This is a genomic window from Phenylobacterium sp. (assembly GCF_035539035.1).
Classification (GTDB): domain Bacteria; phylum Pseudomonadota; class Alphaproteobacteria; order Caulobacterales; family Caulobacteraceae; genus Phenylobacterium.
In genome coordinates, this window is sequence record NZ_DATLJI010000012.1 from 572,786 (window position 1) to 586,462 (window position 13,677).

At 69.7% G+C, this 13,677-nt stretch carries 16 protein-coding genes; 7 read left to right on the forward strand and 9 right to left on the reverse strand.

The annotated features are described in order from the left end of the window. Positions 1 to 81: 81 nt before the first annotated feature. From VM685_RS08155 to VM685_RS08165, 3 genes are all read right to left on the reverse strand, one after another. The gene (locus tag VM685_RS08155) at positions 82 to 606 is read right to left on the reverse strand and encodes a type II toxin-antitoxin system VapC family toxin (RefSeq protein WP_325459626.1); all 525 of its coding nucleotides are present in this window, start codon (positions 604 to 606) and stop codon (positions 82 to 84) included. Next, positions 607 to 1,422, reverse strand: a complete 816-nt coding sequence (locus VM685_RS08160) for a hypothetical protein (RefSeq protein WP_325459627.1) — start codon at positions 1,420 to 1,422, stop codon at positions 607 to 609. Between the two features lie 136 nt (positions 1,423 to 1,558). Beyond that, positions 1,559 to 2,515: an IS1595 family transposase gene (locus tag VM685_RS08165; RefSeq protein WP_325459628.1), complete on the reverse strand. Its 957-nt coding sequence runs from the start codon at positions 2,513 to 2,515 to the stop codon at positions 1,559 to 1,561. A 104-nt stretch (positions 2,516 to 2,619) separates the two neighbouring features. Between VM685_RS08165 and mmcB the strand changes: the two genes are divergently transcribed. After that, positions 2,620 to 3,084 carry a DNA repair putative endonuclease MmcB gene (gene mmcB, locus VM685_RS08170; RefSeq protein WP_325459629.1) on the forward strand — a complete coding sequence of 155 codons (465 nt, stop codon included), beginning with the start codon at positions 2,620 to 2,622 and terminating at the stop codon, positions 3,082 to 3,084. A 3-nt stretch (positions 3,085 to 3,087) separates the two neighbouring features. On the opposite strand, the gene VM685_RS08175 is transcribed toward mmcB, so the two are convergent. Together VM685_RS08175 and VM685_RS08180 are read right to left on the reverse strand one after the other, a co-directional pair. Continuing rightward, a complete protein-coding gene (locus tag VM685_RS08175) occupies positions 3,088 to 3,876 on the reverse strand; it encodes a LytTR family DNA-binding domain-containing protein (RefSeq protein WP_325459630.1) in 789 nt (262 codons plus the stop codon). After that, positions 3,873 to 4,967 carry a sensor histidine kinase gene (locus VM685_RS08180; protein WP_325459631.1) on the reverse strand — a complete coding sequence of 365 codons (1,095 nt, stop codon included), beginning with the start codon at positions 4,965 to 4,967 and terminating at the stop codon, positions 3,873 to 3,875. Before VM685_RS08180 ends, VM685_RS08175 begins: the two co-directional genes overlap by 4 nt. A gap of 200 nt (positions 4,968 to 5,167) precedes the next feature. Between VM685_RS08180 and VM685_RS08185 the strand changes: the two genes are divergently transcribed. Together VM685_RS08185 and VM685_RS08190 are read left to right on the forward strand one after the other, a co-directional pair. Next, on the forward strand, positions 5,168 to 5,389 hold the full coding sequence (locus tag VM685_RS08185) for a hypothetical protein (RefSeq protein ID WP_325459632.1): 222 nt from the start codon (positions 5,168 to 5,170) through the stop codon (positions 5,387 to 5,389). A gap of 6 nt (positions 5,390 to 5,395) precedes the next feature. Further along, the gene (locus VM685_RS08190; protein ID WP_325459633.1) at positions 5,396 to 5,770 is read left to right on the forward strand and encodes a MarR family winged helix-turn-helix transcriptional regulator; all 375 of its coding nucleotides are present in this window, start codon (positions 5,396 to 5,398) and stop codon (positions 5,768 to 5,770) included. Here the strand turns inward: VM685_RS08190 and VM685_RS08195 are convergent, their stop codons facing one another. Next, on the reverse strand, positions 5,771 to 6,328 hold the full coding sequence (locus tag VM685_RS08195; RefSeq protein WP_325459634.1) for an ActR/PrrA/RegA family redox response regulator transcription factor: 558 nt from the start codon (positions 6,326 to 6,328) through the stop codon (positions 5,771 to 5,773). It abuts the gene before it with no gap. 87 nt (positions 6,329 to 6,415) lie between these two features. Next, positions 6,416 to 7,759, reverse strand: coding sequence for an ActS/PrrB/RegB family redox-sensitive histidine kinase (locus tag VM685_RS08200; protein ID WP_325459635.1), 1,344 nt, complete (start codon positions 7,757 to 7,759; stop codon positions 6,416 to 6,418). A gap of 91 nt (positions 7,760 to 7,850) precedes the next feature. Between VM685_RS08200 and VM685_RS08205 the strand changes: the two genes are divergently transcribed. From VM685_RS08205 to VM685_RS08215, 3 genes are all read left to right on the forward strand, one after another. Further along, positions 7,851 to 8,465: an SCO family protein gene (locus tag VM685_RS08205; RefSeq protein ID WP_325459636.1), complete on the forward strand. Its 615-nt coding sequence runs from the start codon at positions 7,851 to 7,853 to the stop codon at positions 8,463 to 8,465. 115 nt (positions 8,466 to 8,580) lie between these two features. After that, positions 8,581 to 9,852 carry a polyhydroxyalkanoate depolymerase gene (locus tag VM685_RS08210; protein WP_325459637.1) on the forward strand — a complete coding sequence of 424 codons (1,272 nt, stop codon included), beginning with the start codon at positions 8,581 to 8,583 and terminating at the stop codon, positions 9,850 to 9,852. Between the two features lie 11 nt (positions 9,853 to 9,863). After that, positions 9,864 to 10,601, forward strand: coding sequence for a SprT family zinc-dependent metalloprotease (locus tag VM685_RS08215; RefSeq protein WP_325459638.1), 738 nt, complete (start codon positions 9,864 to 9,866; stop codon positions 10,599 to 10,601). A gap of 31 nt (positions 10,602 to 10,632) precedes the next feature. Here the strand turns inward: VM685_RS08215 and VM685_RS08220 are convergent, their stop codons facing one another. Beyond that, entirely contained in the window at positions 10,633 to 12,621 is a 1,989-nt protein-coding gene (locus VM685_RS08220; protein WP_325459639.1) for a penicillin-binding protein 1A, read from the reverse strand. A 293-nt stretch (positions 12,622 to 12,914) separates the two neighbouring features. Between VM685_RS08220 and VM685_RS08225 the strand changes: the two genes are divergently transcribed. After that, positions 12,915 to 13,253 carry a CC_3452 family protein gene (locus tag VM685_RS08225; RefSeq protein ID WP_325459640.1) on the forward strand — a complete coding sequence of 113 codons (339 nt, stop codon included), beginning with the start codon at positions 12,915 to 12,917 and terminating at the stop codon, positions 13,251 to 13,253. A 72-nt stretch (positions 13,254 to 13,325) separates the two neighbouring features. On the opposite strand, the gene VM685_RS08230 is transcribed toward VM685_RS08225, so the two are convergent. Continuing rightward, positions 13,326 to 13,677, reverse strand: a 352-nt coding sequence (locus VM685_RS08230; protein ID WP_325459641.1) for a M10 family metallopeptidase C-terminal domain-containing protein, incomplete at its 5' end; no start/stop codon positions are given.

A 13,677-nucleotide genomic window follows, 5' to 3' on the forward strand; every position in this document is an offset into this window, starting at 1 on the left:
TCCTCAAAGTGAGCCTCGTCCTCGTCCGCCTCTAGCTCGCGGGCCAGGTCGCGGAACTTGTCGACTTGGGGTTTGGGCGTCTCAGACAATGCGGAGCTGCTGCGCTGTGGGGCTGATGATCTTCAACTCGTACTTCCCGCACAGTTTCCCGCCGGGAGACGAAGAATCCAAGCCAAGGAGAGGGACGTTGCCGCCCCGCCTCTTGCCATCGCGGGTGTGGAACTCTGCGGCCCCGTTGAGAATGGCCGCGGCAAGGTGCAGAGCGTCTGGTGTGCCCATAAGGCGGTAGCCGCCTGAGTCCTCTGGTGGACGATAGTAGTAATCCCGAATCTCGCGGGCCAGTAAGATCGCGCTTCGGTCTACCTCGACGTCGTAAAAGAACGTGCTCCCGAAGCAATCCCAGTATCGTTGCTCGGCATTTCCTCCGATTTTCTTCGGAACGACCTCAGAGTGAGTTATAACGGAGGTGCAGATGCGGTTTCGCCGCTGCTTATTCTCATCGAGAATATCGGTGACGGCCTGGGCTTTGTGAGCATCGGGCTGATCTTCCATGAGGTATTCATAGAAGATGCAGGCATCCCAATAGTACAGATCGAGGGCGGCCACTTAAGCCCAATCCTCCAGCGGGGGCGGTGGCTCCATATCCCGGAAAATGCCTCGAATATCAGAGAGGTGACTGGCTGGCTCGGGGACACTTTCCAATGTAGTGGCCTCCAGGAGCACCGGGTAAGGGCTGTTGCCGTCGTAGTGGAGGAACCCAGCCGCTCGCACAGTCTTGAACAGATTGTCCCCGACGCGGGCGCGCAGATCCTCAGTAAAAACGCACTGAACTCGGCTAGGCCCGCTGGGCGGTAAGATGAAAAACTGCCGCTCGCCGTCAAAATCCATTACGCCCCGCAACTCGCCGAACAGACTCCCGCGAGATACGCCGGGGCGCCACGGTGGCCTGTCGTCCGCCACTAGGGCGGCTCGCGCGGCTAGGGCTCGCGCCTCCAGAACCTTGTCGATGCTGATGACGGTCTGGCCAAAGCTGGCCCGCATGAGGCCGAGTTGTGGAAGGCGCGCGGTGCGGACGGCGGCCAGATCCACGACGGTGTCGATCGCTGTTTGCGGAACGGCGGGATCAACCGGCCTGCCGGCATAGATCCTGTCAAACTGCTCGAATGTCCACGCCATCGCTTCCTGAGCGGGAAAACCCGGCGCTAGCGTCCGGACGCGCATCGCCACTTTGCCGGGGCTGCGCCGGCTCAAATCAACGATCTCTAGCTCGGTTTGCCGCTTTTCCTTTTTGCTGAAGGCGCGCTCAAAAGCATAGACGGCTGTAATAAAGGCTCGCAGCTTAGCGAGAAAAGCGTCGGCGGGAATCGCCCCCCGACGCTCTTCGCTACCGTCGATCTCAAAACTGACCAGTTCATCCGTCATCGGAAGTGCCCCTTAGAGGGCGAATCTTCCTCTATGCGGGCGCGCGGATCAAGTTAAATCCTTTCCGTCAAGCCATTTATTTCTGGCGTTTCTCGCCCTCCAAAAGATGTCGGCCCTACGCCTCCGCCCCAGCGCCTTAGGCTTGGGGCCGCTCGTCAGCTGACCGGTAGGTGAGGCGCTTGCCAACCACACCCTCAAGCGCCTTCACGGCCCGTTGGGTGTCGTCGTAGCCGTTGGCGATGCGGTGGCTGTAGCGGAAGTCGAACTCCGCCGCGTAGCGGTGCAGGTGCTTCTTGGCGCAGTGCTGGTACACGCCCTTCATGCCGCGCTTGAAGATGCTGTAGAAGCCTTCGACCGTCTGGGTGTGGACCGTGTAGTCCTGCCGGGAGACGTACTCGCCGCGACCGTGGGTGACTTGGCCGTGGTCGGCGAACGGGTAGCTGAGGAACTTGTACATCGGGGCTTCGTCCGTCATCAGCCGGGCCTCAGTGCTGATGTTCTCGCTCAGGATGGCGCCCACGGTCGCCGCGTCGAAACGGTCGATCACGAAGCACTTGGAAGCGCCGGTGTCGCGGTCCACGAGGGTCATGACGCAGTTCATGTTCGGCGTGCGGAACTTCTTGCCTTCCTTCGGCTGGTTGTCCGGGTTGCGGCCGATGTAGGTTTCATCGACTTCCACGGCGCCACCGCCGGAGCCGAACGGAACCGCCAGTTCGCCAGAGCGCATGGCCTCGCGGATGCGGTGGGCCAGGAACCACGCCGTCTTGTAGGTGATCTCAAGCGTGCGGTGCAGCTGGTGGGCGCTCACGCCCTTCTTGGAGGCAGTCATCAGGAAGATGGCTTGCAGCCACTTCGTCATCGGCAGCTTGGACTCTTCGAAGATCGTGCCCATGCGGACGGTGAACTGGCTGCGGCACTGGCCGCACTTCTTCAGGCCGTAGCGGACGCGCGTGGCCTTGTTCGGCGCGATCTTGGAGATCCGCTCGACGCCACCGCACTTCGGGCACACCGGACCCTGCGGCCAAATGATGCTCTCGACGAAATCGAAGGCGGCTTGTTCGTCGTGGAAGTAGGGGCGGCTGAGAACGGACATGCTTGATTCCTCTTGGGAATCTTATGCCACAGCTTCGGTGGGTTTGCAAAGTATATAATCGCCCGCCGCTTGCATCTGGAACGAAGGCGGAACACAGTCTGGCCATGGACGTCCAGGTCACCGTCGTCTCGGTCAGCCGGCCGGAGACCACAGCCCAGGTCACCCGCGGGGCCGCCCGGCTGCTCAGCGCGCTGGGCTATGCGCCGCTGGCCGAAGTGACCCTGCCCAACGGACGGCGCGCCGACCTGATGGCGCTGGGGCCCAAGGGGCAGATCTTCATCGTCGAGGTGAAGAGCTCCATCGAGGACTTCCGCACCGACCAGAAGTGGCACGAGTACCGGCCCTACTGCGACGCCTTCGCCTTCGCCGTCGGGCCGGAGTTCCCGCGCGAGGTGCTGCCGGACGAGCCCGGACTGATCGTCGCCGACGGCTTCGGCGGGGCGGTGCTGCGCGAGGCGCCGGCCGCGCCCCTGGCCGGCGCGCGGCGCAAGGCGCTCACCCTGGCGTTCGGCCGGCTGGCGGCGATGCGCGCGGCCGGGGTCCAGGCGCTGGCGCTGGCGCTGGAGTAGGGCTCAGCCTCGCGCCATCGTCACGGCCTTGAGGCCGGCGAGGTGGCGGCGGGAGACGGGGACCTCGGCGCCCGTGGAGAGCACCACCGAGGTCCGGCCGCCGGCCCGGCGGACGCGGACGATGCGGTCGACCCGCACCAGGCTGGAGCGGTGGACGCGGACGAACTGGCGCGGGTCGAGCCGGCCCTCCAGCGCGCCCAGCGGCAGGCGGACGAGGAAGCTGCGGGCGCCGGCGTGCAGGCGGACGTAGTCCCGCTCGGCGGCGACCCAGTCGATGGCGGCCACCGGCAGGCTGAGCCGGTCGCCGCGCTCCTGGACCCAGATCTCCCGGTCATGGGCGGCGGGCTCGGGCGGGCCGCCGCGCAGGTTGGCGACGATCTCCTCCAGCTCGCGCACCCGCTCGGCGGCGCCGCGGCGGGCCAGCGCCTCGCGGGCGCGGCCGATCGCCTGGGCCAGCCGCTCCGGCTCCACCGGCTTCAGCAGATAGTCGAAGGCCGCCCGGTCGAAGGCCTCCACGGCGAAACGGTCGAAGGCGGTGACGAAGATGACCATCGGGGCCGCCTCGCCGGCCCGGGCGACGCCGTCCAGCACCTCGAAGCCCGACAGGCCGGGCATCTTGATGTCGAGGAGGACGAGGTCGGGCCGCAGCTCGTCGATCAGCCGGCGGGCCTGCGCGCCCTCGGCGGCGACGCCGGCCACCTCCACCCCGTCCACCTCGCGCAGCAGGATGTCCAGGCGCCGGCGCGCCAGCGGCTCGTCGTCGACGATCAGGATGCGCAGCGGCGGCGTCATCGGCGCTCCAGCGGCAGTTCGATCTGGGCCATGAAGCCGCCGCCGGGCCGCGGGCCCACGACCAGGTCGCCGGCCTCGCCGTAGAGGGCGGCGAGCCTGCGGCGCACGTTCTCCAGCCCGACGCCCAGCCTCGGCGGGTCGCCGCAGAGGTCGGGCCGGGCGTCGTCGCGGACGGTGACGCGCAGGCGGCCGTCGCGGGCCTGCGCGTCGATCTCGATGGCCACCGGCTCGCTGGACCGGGCGACGCCGTACTTCACGGCGTTCTCCACCAGCGGCTGGAGGATCAGGCTGGGCAGGAGGGCGCCGTCGAGGTCGTCGGGCACCTCCTCCGCAAACCGCAGCCGGTCGCCGAAGCGGATCTGCTCGATGGCCAGGTACTGGCGCTGGGCCTCGATCTCGTCGGCGAGCGTGCTCTTCTCGCCCGTCGGCTTCTCCAGCGAGGCGCGCAGGAAGCGGGAGAGCGACAGCACCACCTGCTCGGCCCGGGCGTAGTCCTTCTGCAGGATCAGGGCGGACAGGGCGTTGAGGGTGTTGAACAGGAAGTGCGGGTTGATCTGGTAGCGGAGCATCTGGTTCTGGCTTTCCGCCGCCAGGGCCTGGGCCTGCACCAGCCTGAGCGTCTTCTCCCGGACCTCCTGGTCGTAGTCGAGGGCGAAGACGATCGCGCACCAGGCGATGAACGACCAGATCAGCACGGTGAAGTTCATGAACTGGCCGAGCAGGATCTCGCTCGCCGGCCCCTGCCAGGCGATGATCGGGTCGATGACGTAGAAGGCCAGGTGGTTGACCACGCCCCAGACGGCGCCCCCCAGGATCGACAGGCCGAGCGCCAGCAGCGCGCGGCGTCCGAGGCTCCAGGGCCGGGCGGCGAACAGGGCCTTCTGGATCAGCACGCAGAGGCCGACGCCCACCAGGCAGACGATCAGCCGCCGCCAGGCCATCTCCCAGAAATAGGGCATGGCCTCGCCGCCCAGCATCCGGGCCGTGATCAGGGCGTAGGCGACCATCCAGAGCAGGATGTTGGCGGCCAGGTAGCGGTCCGGGCGCAGCGCCCGGCGCCGGACGCCCGGCGCGCCCGCGGGTTCGGTCATGTCCGGCGAGGCCCTCCCGGCCCGATCATAGCCGCTTTGCGGAACGGCGCGCCTGCAAGCCTGACTGTTCGTCGCGCCGCATCGACCGCTCGCCGCAGCGACTGCAGTTCACAGCGCGCCGCGCAGCGCCGGTCGAATTGAAGCTGCTTGCGCGGTCGACTGCGCCGATGCTGCCGGTGACGGTTTTGCGGGAGGCGGCCATGAAGCTCTGCGGTCAGATCTCGGTCGAGCTCAGCGTCGACGACTTCATCGAGGCCGCCGACCACCAGCGTCGGCTGGAGGATATCCTGCGGCTGGTGCGCGACAGCTATCCGGAGGCCACCCTGGCCATGCGCGAGCGCCGCCAGCGCAAGCCGCTCTCCCTGGCCCGCGCGCCGGAGCCGCCGGCCTCGGGCGCGCTGCGCCGCTACGCGGACGAGTAACGGGCCATGCCGGCGCGCAACGCCATCCTGCAGGCCATCCACCTGTTCAAGGGCCTCGACGCCCGGGTCAGCGTCAACGAGGTGATCGCCTTCCTCTATGTCTGCGAGAACGAGGGCCTGACCGTGCAGGACCTGGCCGACGTGGCCGGGCTGACCCAGTCCACCGCCTCGCGCAGCCTGCGCGCGCTCGGGCCGGAGGGCTCGGAATGGTCCCAGGCGCCGGCGCTGGGGCTGGTGGAGGCCTTCCTCAATCCCGCCGACGCGCGCAGCCACGTGATCCACCTCACCGACCGCGGCCGCGACCTGCGCCGGCGACTGGACGCGGTGATCCGCCAGGCGACGCCCATCGAGGCGGCGGAGGAGCTGCGGGCGGCGGTGTAGCTAGCGCGGCGCGCGTTTCGCCAGGATCCGCTGGAGGGTGCGGCGGTGCATGTTCAGCCGCCGGGCGGTCTCCGAGACGTTGTGGTTGCAGAGCTCGTAAACCCGCTGGATGTGCTCCCAGCGCACCCGGTCGGCGCTCATCGGGTTCTCCGGCGGCGCGGCCGACATGTCGCCCTTGGCCAGGAGGGCGCGGGCGACGTCGTCGGCGTCCGCGGGCTTGGAGAGGTAGTCGACCGCCCCGGCCTTCACCGCCTGCACGGCCGTGGCGATGTTGCCGTAGCCGGTGAGCATGATGATCCGGGCGTCGGGGCGGGCGTCGCGCACCGCCTCCACGACCTTCAGCCCCGAGCCGTCTTCCAGCCGCATGTCCAGCACGGCGAAGGCGGGCGGGTGGTTCTTCACCGCGGCGATCGCCTCCGACACGCTGCCCACGAGGGTCGGCTCGAAGCCGCGCTGCTCCAGCGCCCGCCCGAGACGGGTGCGCAGCGGCGCGTCGTCATCGAGCACCAGGAGCGACTTGTCTGGCAGGGCGGCGACATCGGCGGACAGATCGGTCATTCAGTCACCCCAGCCCGGGGCCTCCCTCTACGCGGGTATGCGGCATGCTGTCGCAGCATCGTACCTTTCGGCAAGCGGTCTGCGTCGTCAACCGGCTCCCACCTCAATCCTCGAACGAGGCCAGCGGGCAGATACAACCGCACCGCGAGGCCTTCCGTTCTGAAACGTCACGACAGCCCCAGTTCGTTCCAGCAGCGTCTTCGAGATGAAGAAGCCGAGGCCCATCCCGATGTGGCCGGTGCGGCCGCCCTCCACCCCTGGTCGTGAGGTGACGTAGGGCTCGCCCAGCTTGGCCAGGATCTCCGGCGCGAAGCCCGGCCCGTCGTCGCGCACCTCGATGGACACGCTGTCGGCGTCGAAACGGGCGGTGACCAGCACCTCGGCGGCGGCGAAATCCACGGCGTTCTCCACGAAGGAGGTCATGGCGTGGGTGATCTCGGGCAGGCGCCAGACGTCGGGGGTCTTCACGCCCGGCGCGCCGGTGACGATCGCCTCCACGCGCACGTCCTTCACCCCGGCGTGGGGCTCGATCACCTCCTGCACGAGCTGGCGCAGGCTCATCCGCTCGTGCACCTCGTCGGAGGCCGTTTCGGGGGTCTCGGACAGGCGCTTGAGGATCTCCCGACAGCGCTCGGCCTGGGCGATCAGCAGTTCGGCGTCCTCCTTCACCTGCGGCGTGGTCGCCTCGCGGGCCATCTCCTTCGACACGATGGAGATGGTGGCCAGCGGCGTGCCGAGCTCGTGGGCGGCGGCGGCGGCCAGCGCCCCCAGGGCCGACAGCCGCTGCTCGCGCGCCAGCACCGCCTGGGTCATGTCCAGCGCCAGCGCCATGCGGGCGGATTCCTCGGCCGCCTGCCGGACGTAGCCGGCGATCAGGGCGATCCCGGCCATGTTGGCGATGGCCGCGCCGATCCGGTAGCTCTCGGGGATCTGGTACTGGTGTCCCGGCGCGTCGGGCAGCGGCAGGGAGAAGAAGGCCAGCGCCACCGACAGCGCGCCGGCGAGCACGCCCAACGCCGTCACCGGCCGGGCGGGCAGGGTGGCCGCCGCCAGCGTCACCGGCGCGATCAGCAGCAGGATGAAGGGGTTGGCCGTGCCGCCGGTCAGGTAGAGCAGGGCGCCGATCTGCAGCAGATCGACCGAGAGCTGGCCGGTGGCCTCGAGGTCGCCGAACACCCGCTGGCCCGGCGAGGCGACACCGGTCAGGAGGTTGATCCAGGCGCCGGCGCCGATCACCGCGAAGCACAGCGGATAGGGCGCCTGGAAGCCGAGCCCCAGGCCCATCACCAGGAGCAGCAGCACCTCCCCGGCGATCACCAGCCAGCGCAGGGTGACCAGGGTGCGCACGCGCAGCTGGCTGCGCCGGACGCCGAAGCTGTCGGGCTCCGGCTCGCCTTGCGCGGTATGGAGGCCCGTCCTATCGAGGCTCACGGGCTTCAGCGCCGAGGAGGCTGGGGTCCGCACGTTCGCCATGGCTCAGGGCCGCGCCCCGCGGACCCGCCACGCCGCAAGGGATCCCCGAATGGGCCGCCGCACGCTCGCCATCATCGCACTCCTGGCCCTGGCGTTCGCCATTCTCACCGGTCTCGCCGTCCGCTCCGGGATCCTGAGCCCGACGCCGAAGCAAACCGCCGCCGTCGGCGGGCCGTTCCAACTGACGGACCAAACCGGCCGCACCGTCGACCAGCGGCTGCTGAAGGGCAAGTGGAGCGCGGTGTTCTTCGGCTTCACCCACTGCCCCGACGTCTGCCCCACGACCATGTTCGCGCTCGGCGGCGCCGAACAGGCCCTGGGCGGCCAGGCCAAGGACTTCCAGACCGTGCTGATCTCGGTGGACCCGGGCCGCGACACCCCGCAGCAGATGGCCGCCTACCTGGCCAACCCCGCCTTCCCGAAGCAGGTCTGGGGCCTGACCGGCACGCAGGCCCAGGTGGACGCGGTGGCCAAGGCCTACCACGTCTTCCACCAGAAGGCGGGCGAGGGGCCGGACTACACGATCAACCACTCCTCGATCACCTATCTGATGAACCCGCGCGGCGAGTTCGCCTGCGTCATCCCCTACGGGACCGCGCCTGAGGCCATCGCCGCCAAGGTCCGGGCCGCCATGAAGCAGGGCCCCCGCGCCACGAGCTGCTAGGCGGCGCCGCCTGCTCCAGCCGACTTCGCAGGTGCGACAGGTCCTGCGACAAGCTTCACCTTGTGCATCCGATTAACCGCTCGCATGTTATGTTGCGGCGCAAAAAGGATCGGGCATGCTCTACACGCTCTACGAGGCCGGCTACTACGCGACGACGCCGATGCGTTTCGCCGCCCGGCTGACGCGGGAGTTCTGGAACTCGCCCCTCAACCACCTCGGCGACACCGACCTGGGCCGCCGCCTGTTCGCCGGCGCGGACCTGTTCGCCAACCTCACCCGGCGCTACGGCAAGCCCGCCTGGGGCATCGACCATGTGGAGATCGAGGGCCAGCCGGTGCGCGTGCGCACGACGGAGGTGTGGTCGAGCCCCTGGGTGAAGCTCACCCACTTCACGCGCGACATGGCCGACATGCGCAAGGCCGGGCGCCGAGAGCTGGAGCCGGCGGTGCTGATCGTGGCGCCGCTGTCGGGCCACTACGCCACCCTGCTGCGCGGCACCGTGCAGGCCTTCCTGCAGGACCACGAGGTGTTCATCACGGAGTGGTCGAACGCCCGCGACGTGCCGGTGATGGAGGGCCGCTTCGACTTCCACGACTACATCGACCACGTCCGCGAGATGCTGCGCCAGCTCGGCCCGCGGCCGCACGTGGTCGCCGTCTGCCAGCCGGGCCCGCCGGTGCTGGCCGCCGCCGCCCTGATGGCCGAGGACGGCGAGGAGTGCCGGCCTGCCACCATGACCTTCATGGGCTCGCCGATCGACGCGCGGCTGTCGCCGACGGTGACCAACAAGCTGGCCGAGGAGAAGCCGTTCGCCTGGTTCCAGTCGAACATGGTCTACACCGTCCCGGGGCCCTACCCGGGCGCGGGGCGGCGGGTCTATCCGGGCTTCGTCCAGCTCGCCAGCTTCATGTCCATGAACCTGGAGAAGCACCAGGAAGCCCACCTGCGCTACCTGCAGCACATGATGGACGGCGACGGCGACAGCGCCGACAAGCACCTGGAGTTCTACGACGAGTACCTCTCGGTGCTCGACCTCTCGGAGGAGTTCTACCTCCAGACCGTGGACGTGGTCTTCCAGCGCTACCTGCTGCCCAGGGGCGAGCTGGTCCACCGCGGCCGGCTCGTGCGCCCCGACCTGATCACCGACGTGGGCCTGCTCACCGTCGAGGGGGAGAACGACGACATCTCCGGCATCGGCCAGACCCAGGCCGCCCACGACCTCTGCTCCGGCCTGCCGGCCGAGCTGAAGGAGGACTACGTCCAGCCCAAGGTCGGCCACTACGGCGTGTTCAACGGCAAGCGGTTCCGCGAGGAGATCTACCCCCGCGTCCGCGCGTTCATCCGCCGCGCCGAGGCCGGCTTCGACAAGCAGCGGCAGGCCGCCTAGATTCCCTGCCGATGAGTCTCCTCGGCCGCCAGCTCGCCGACGGCGACCGGCTGGAGGTGGCCGGCGCGGTCGTGACCCTGAAGGTGCACCGCCGCGCCCGCCGGGTGTCCCTGCGGCTCGACCGCACCCGCCGCGAGATCGTCGCCACCGCGCCGTCCGTGCGCCGCCTGCCGGAGGCCGCCGCCTTCGCCCGCGAGCGCGCCTCCTGGATCGTCGAGCGCCTGGCCGAGCTGCCCGCCGCCGCCCCTGTCTCGCCTGGCATGACGCTGCACGTCTTCGGCGAGGCCGTGCGGCTGGAGGCGGGCTCCGGCCGCGCCCGCTGGATCGAGGCGGAAGGCGGCGCGCCGCACCGGATCACCGCCATGGGGGAGGGGGAGGGCTACGCCCGCGCCGTGATCCTCCTGATCCGCAAGCGGGCGCTCACCGTGCTCACCGAGCGCACCGCCCACTACGCCGCCCGCTTGGGCGCGCCGATGCCCAAGGTGAGCGTCGCCGACGCCAAGTCGCGCTGGGGCTCCTGCCGGCCGGGGCCGCGGGGGACGGCGGGCTCGATCCGCTATTCCTGGCGGCTGGCGCTGGCCCCCTTCGAGGTCGCCGACTACGTCGCCGCCCACGAGTGCGCCCACCTCCTCGAGCTAAACCACGGTCCGAGGTTCTGGGCCCATGTGAAGGCCCTGGTCGGCGACGAACGCCGCCACCGCGCCTGGCTCCGCGCCGAGGGCGCAAGGCTCCACGCGTTCGGGCGGTAGCAGAACCCTCCCCCCGGGGGAGGGGTTTTGCTCAGAACGGGACCTCTTCGCGCCGCGGGCGGTCGAACTCGGAGGGGGGCGGCTCGCGGTCGCCGCCGCCGAACAGGTCGCCGATGCCGTCGATCACGTCGCCGATCGGGTCCGGCTCGGGAGGCTCGGGCTCGATGACGCCGCCGGGGATCGGCTGGACCTTCAGGCGCGGCAGGGCCGCGGCCATGTAGGCCTTCCAGATGCCCGCGGGCGCGCCGCCGCCGGTCACCCGGCGCATGGGGGTGTTGTTGTCCTTGCCGACCCAGACGGCGGTGACGAAGCCGCCGGTGTAGCCGACGAACCAGGCGTCCCGGTAGTCGCTGGTGGTGCCGGTCTTGCCGGCCAGGTCATAGCCCGGGACGTTGGCCCGCGTGCCGGTGCCGGCCACCACCACCTGGCGCATCATCTGGTTCATGTACTGCAGGGCCGGCGTGCCGATCACCGCCTGGCGGGGCGGCTTGTCGACGCCGTGGTCGTAGAGCACCCGGCCGCTGGCCGTGCGGATGCGTTCCACCCCGTAGCCGCGGGCCATGAAGCCGCCGTTGGCGAACGGCGCATAGGCCTGGGCCATCTCCAGCGGGCTCACCTCCACGGCGCCCAGCGCCATGGAGGGGTCGAGCTGGATCTGGGAGGTGATCCCCAGCCGCCGCGCGGTCGCGGCGACGTTGGAGGTGCCGACCTCGTTGGCCAGCCGGGCGGCGACGGTGTTCACCGACTCCTCCAGCGCCTTCTCGAGCGTGATCGGGCCCAGGTACTCCTGGGTGTAGTTGCGCGGCTCCCAGTTGCCGATCTTCACCGGCTCGTCGACCACCGGGGTGGCGGGCGTGCGGCCGGCCTCCATGGCGGTGAGGTAGACGAAGGGCTTGAACGCCGAGCCCGCCTGGCGCCTCGCCTGGGTGGCGCGGTCGAACTGGCTCTGCAGGTAGTTGGTCCCGCCGACGTAGGCGCGGATGCGGCCCTCGCCGTCGATGGAGACCAGCGCCCCCTGTTCCACGCCCTGGCTCTTGGCGGCGGCGACGCCGGCCTGCAGCGCCTGTTCGGCCGAGGCCTGCAGCGGCAGGTCGAGCGTGGTCTCCACCACCAGGTCCTCGGTGGGCTCGCCCACCAGGCTGCGGACCTGGTCGTCCACCCAGTCGGTGAAGTACTGCGCCCGCTGGTTGGCGAGCACCGGGTTCACCCGCACCTTGGTGCGGAAGGCGGCCTCGCGCTCTTCGGGGGTGATGAACTTCGCCTCCACCATCTCGTCGAGCACGATCGTGGCCCGGCGCGCGGCGCGGTCGGTGGCGGCCACCGGCGAATAGCGCGAGGGGCCCTTCATCATCCCGGCCAGGAGCGCGCTCTCGCCGAGCGTCAGCTGCGAGGCGGGCTTGCCGAAGTAGCGCTGCGAGGCGGCCTCGATGCCGTAGGCCCCGGCCCCGAAGTAGACCCGGTTGAGGTAGAGCTCGAGGATCTGCTTCTTGGAGAACCTGGCCTCCAGCCAGACCGCCAGGATCAGCTCCTGGGCCTTGCGGCGGTAGTTCTGCTTGGGCGTCAGGAACAGGTTGCGGGCGAGCTGCTGGGTGATCGTCGAGCCGCCGCGCAGCGGGCCCTCGCCGCGGTGCGTCCAGTTGTAGATCTGCGAGCGCGCGATGCCCCAGGGGTTGAACCCGAAGTGGTAGTAGTACCAGCGGTCCTCGATGGCGATGAACGCCTTGGGCACGTAGGCGGGCAGGGTGTCGAGGTCGACCGGCGGCGCGTACTGGCTGCCGCGCACCGCCACCAGCGCGCCCGAGCGGTCCAGGTAGGAGATCGAGGGCTGGCGCTTCACGTCGTAGAGCTTGGACGTGTCCGGCAGGTCGACGGCGAACACGGCGAAGAAGGCGACGATGAAGATCAGGCCCCAGACGCCCAGCACCATCGTCCAGTAGAGGAGCGCCTGCAGGGGCGATCGCCGGGCTTTGGGCGGGCGCGGGCCGCGTCCGCCCGGGCCTGGCGACTGCGCGTTGGCCATGTCGTCGTCCTAAGAAGTGGCCGCCCCCCGGCCGAGGGCGATCCTTATCATCGCCACCTGAGGCCAAACAATGTTGACGAGATATGAACGCGCGCCGCGCGGGGGCCGCTCTGCATCCGCGCATAGCCGCAGTGCGAAAAAAGCGGTTGCCCTCGATCTTAACACTGTTATCTTAGCGTTGCTTAGTTCGCTTCGCGTCGTGGGTGGGGATACCCGCGGCGGTCCACGGAGAGTTCAAAGCCGGCGTCTTCGAGCAGGGACGCCGCCACTCCCCGAAACGCTGGAGGGCTCTCGTGAAGCTCCAATTCCTCGCGGCCTGCGCCGCCCTGTCCACCCTCGCCGCCGGTTCCGCTCTCGCGGCCGAACCCGTCACCGCCAAGCTGCAGTCGCCGGTCGCCGAGAAGACCAAGTTCATCGCCGGCGGCGCCATGTTCGTCTGTGAAGCCGACGCCTGCGTCGCGCAGGCCCCGACCTCGCAGACCTTCTCGGCCCAGGCCTGCAAGACCATCGCCACCAAGGTCGGCCCCGTGGCCGCCTTCTCCGGCCGCAAGGCCATGGACGACGCCCGCATCGCCGACTGCAACGCCACCGCGCTCGCCAAGGCCGGCGGCCAGCAGCTCGCCAAGCAGTAGATCTCCCAGCAGCTCAACTCTCGAGCTCTGTCACTGGAAGGGCGCCGGCGTCAGCCGGCGCCCCTTTTCGTTTCAGGCGATCCAGTCGCCCGCGCCGATGCGGCTGGCGGTCACGCCGTCGAGGGTGGTGATCAGGAACGGCCAGTCGCCGCCGGCCCCGTCCACGTCCACATAGACCTGGGTGTTGCCCGCCCCGTCGCTGCGGAACTCCACCTGGCTGGCGGCGTCCGCGATCGCCGACAGGTCCAGCTTGTCGACGCCCGGGGTGAAGTCGGTGACGTGACCGGCGTTCCAGGGCAGGGCGCCGAACACGAACCGGTCGGCCCCGCCGGCCCCGGTGAGCTGGTCCGGCCCCTGGCCGGCGTTCAGGGTGTCGTTCCCGGCCCCGCCCGCGAGCGTGTCGCCGTACTGGTCGGAGGTCAGC

Excerpts from the sequence above, each read along its gene's own strand:
- VM685_RS08160 (WP_325459627.1), bottom strand. The coding sequence starts at position 1,422 with ATGACGGATGAACTGGTCAGTTTTGAGATCGACGGTAGCGAAGAGCGT.
- VM685_RS08165 (WP_325459628.1), bottom strand. The coding sequence starts at position 2,515 with ATGTCCGTTCTCAGCCGCCCCTACTTCCACGACGAACAAGCCGCCTTC.
- mmcB (WP_325459629.1), top strand. The coding sequence starts at position 2,620 with ATGGACGTCCAGGTCACCGTCGTCTCGGTCAGCCGGCCGGAGACCACA.
- VM685_RS08175 (WP_325459630.1), bottom strand. The coding sequence starts at position 3,876 with ATGACGCCGCCGCTGCGCATCCTGATCGTCGACGACGAGCCGCTGGCG.
- VM685_RS08180 (WP_325459631.1), bottom strand. The coding sequence starts at position 4,967 with ATGACCGAACCCGCGGGCGCGCCGGGCGTCCGGCGCCGGGCGCTGCGC.
- VM685_RS08185 (WP_325459632.1), top strand. The coding sequence starts at position 5,168 with ATGAAGCTCTGCGGTCAGATCTCGGTCGAGCTCAGCGTCGACGACTTC.
- VM685_RS08190 (WP_325459633.1), top strand. The coding sequence starts at position 5,396 with ATGCCGGCGCGCAACGCCATCCTGCAGGCCATCCACCTGTTCAAGGGC.
- VM685_RS08195 (WP_325459634.1), bottom strand. The coding sequence starts at position 6,328 with ATGACCGATCTGTCCGCCGATGTCGCCGCCCTGCCAGACAAGTCGCTC.
- VM685_RS08205 (WP_325459636.1), top strand. The coding sequence starts at position 7,851 with ATGGGCCGCCGCACGCTCGCCATCATCGCACTCCTGGCCCTGGCGTTC.
- VM685_RS08210 (WP_325459637.1), top strand. The coding sequence starts at position 8,581 with ATGCTCTACACGCTCTACGAGGCCGGCTACTACGCGACGACGCCGATG.
- VM685_RS08215 (WP_325459638.1), top strand. The coding sequence starts at position 9,864 with ATGAGTCTCCTCGGCCGCCAGCTCGCCGACGGCGACCGGCTGGAGGTG.
- VM685_RS08220 (WP_325459639.1), bottom strand. The coding sequence starts at position 12,621 with ATGGCCAACGCGCAGTCGCCAGGCCCGGGCGGACGCGGCCCGCGCCCG.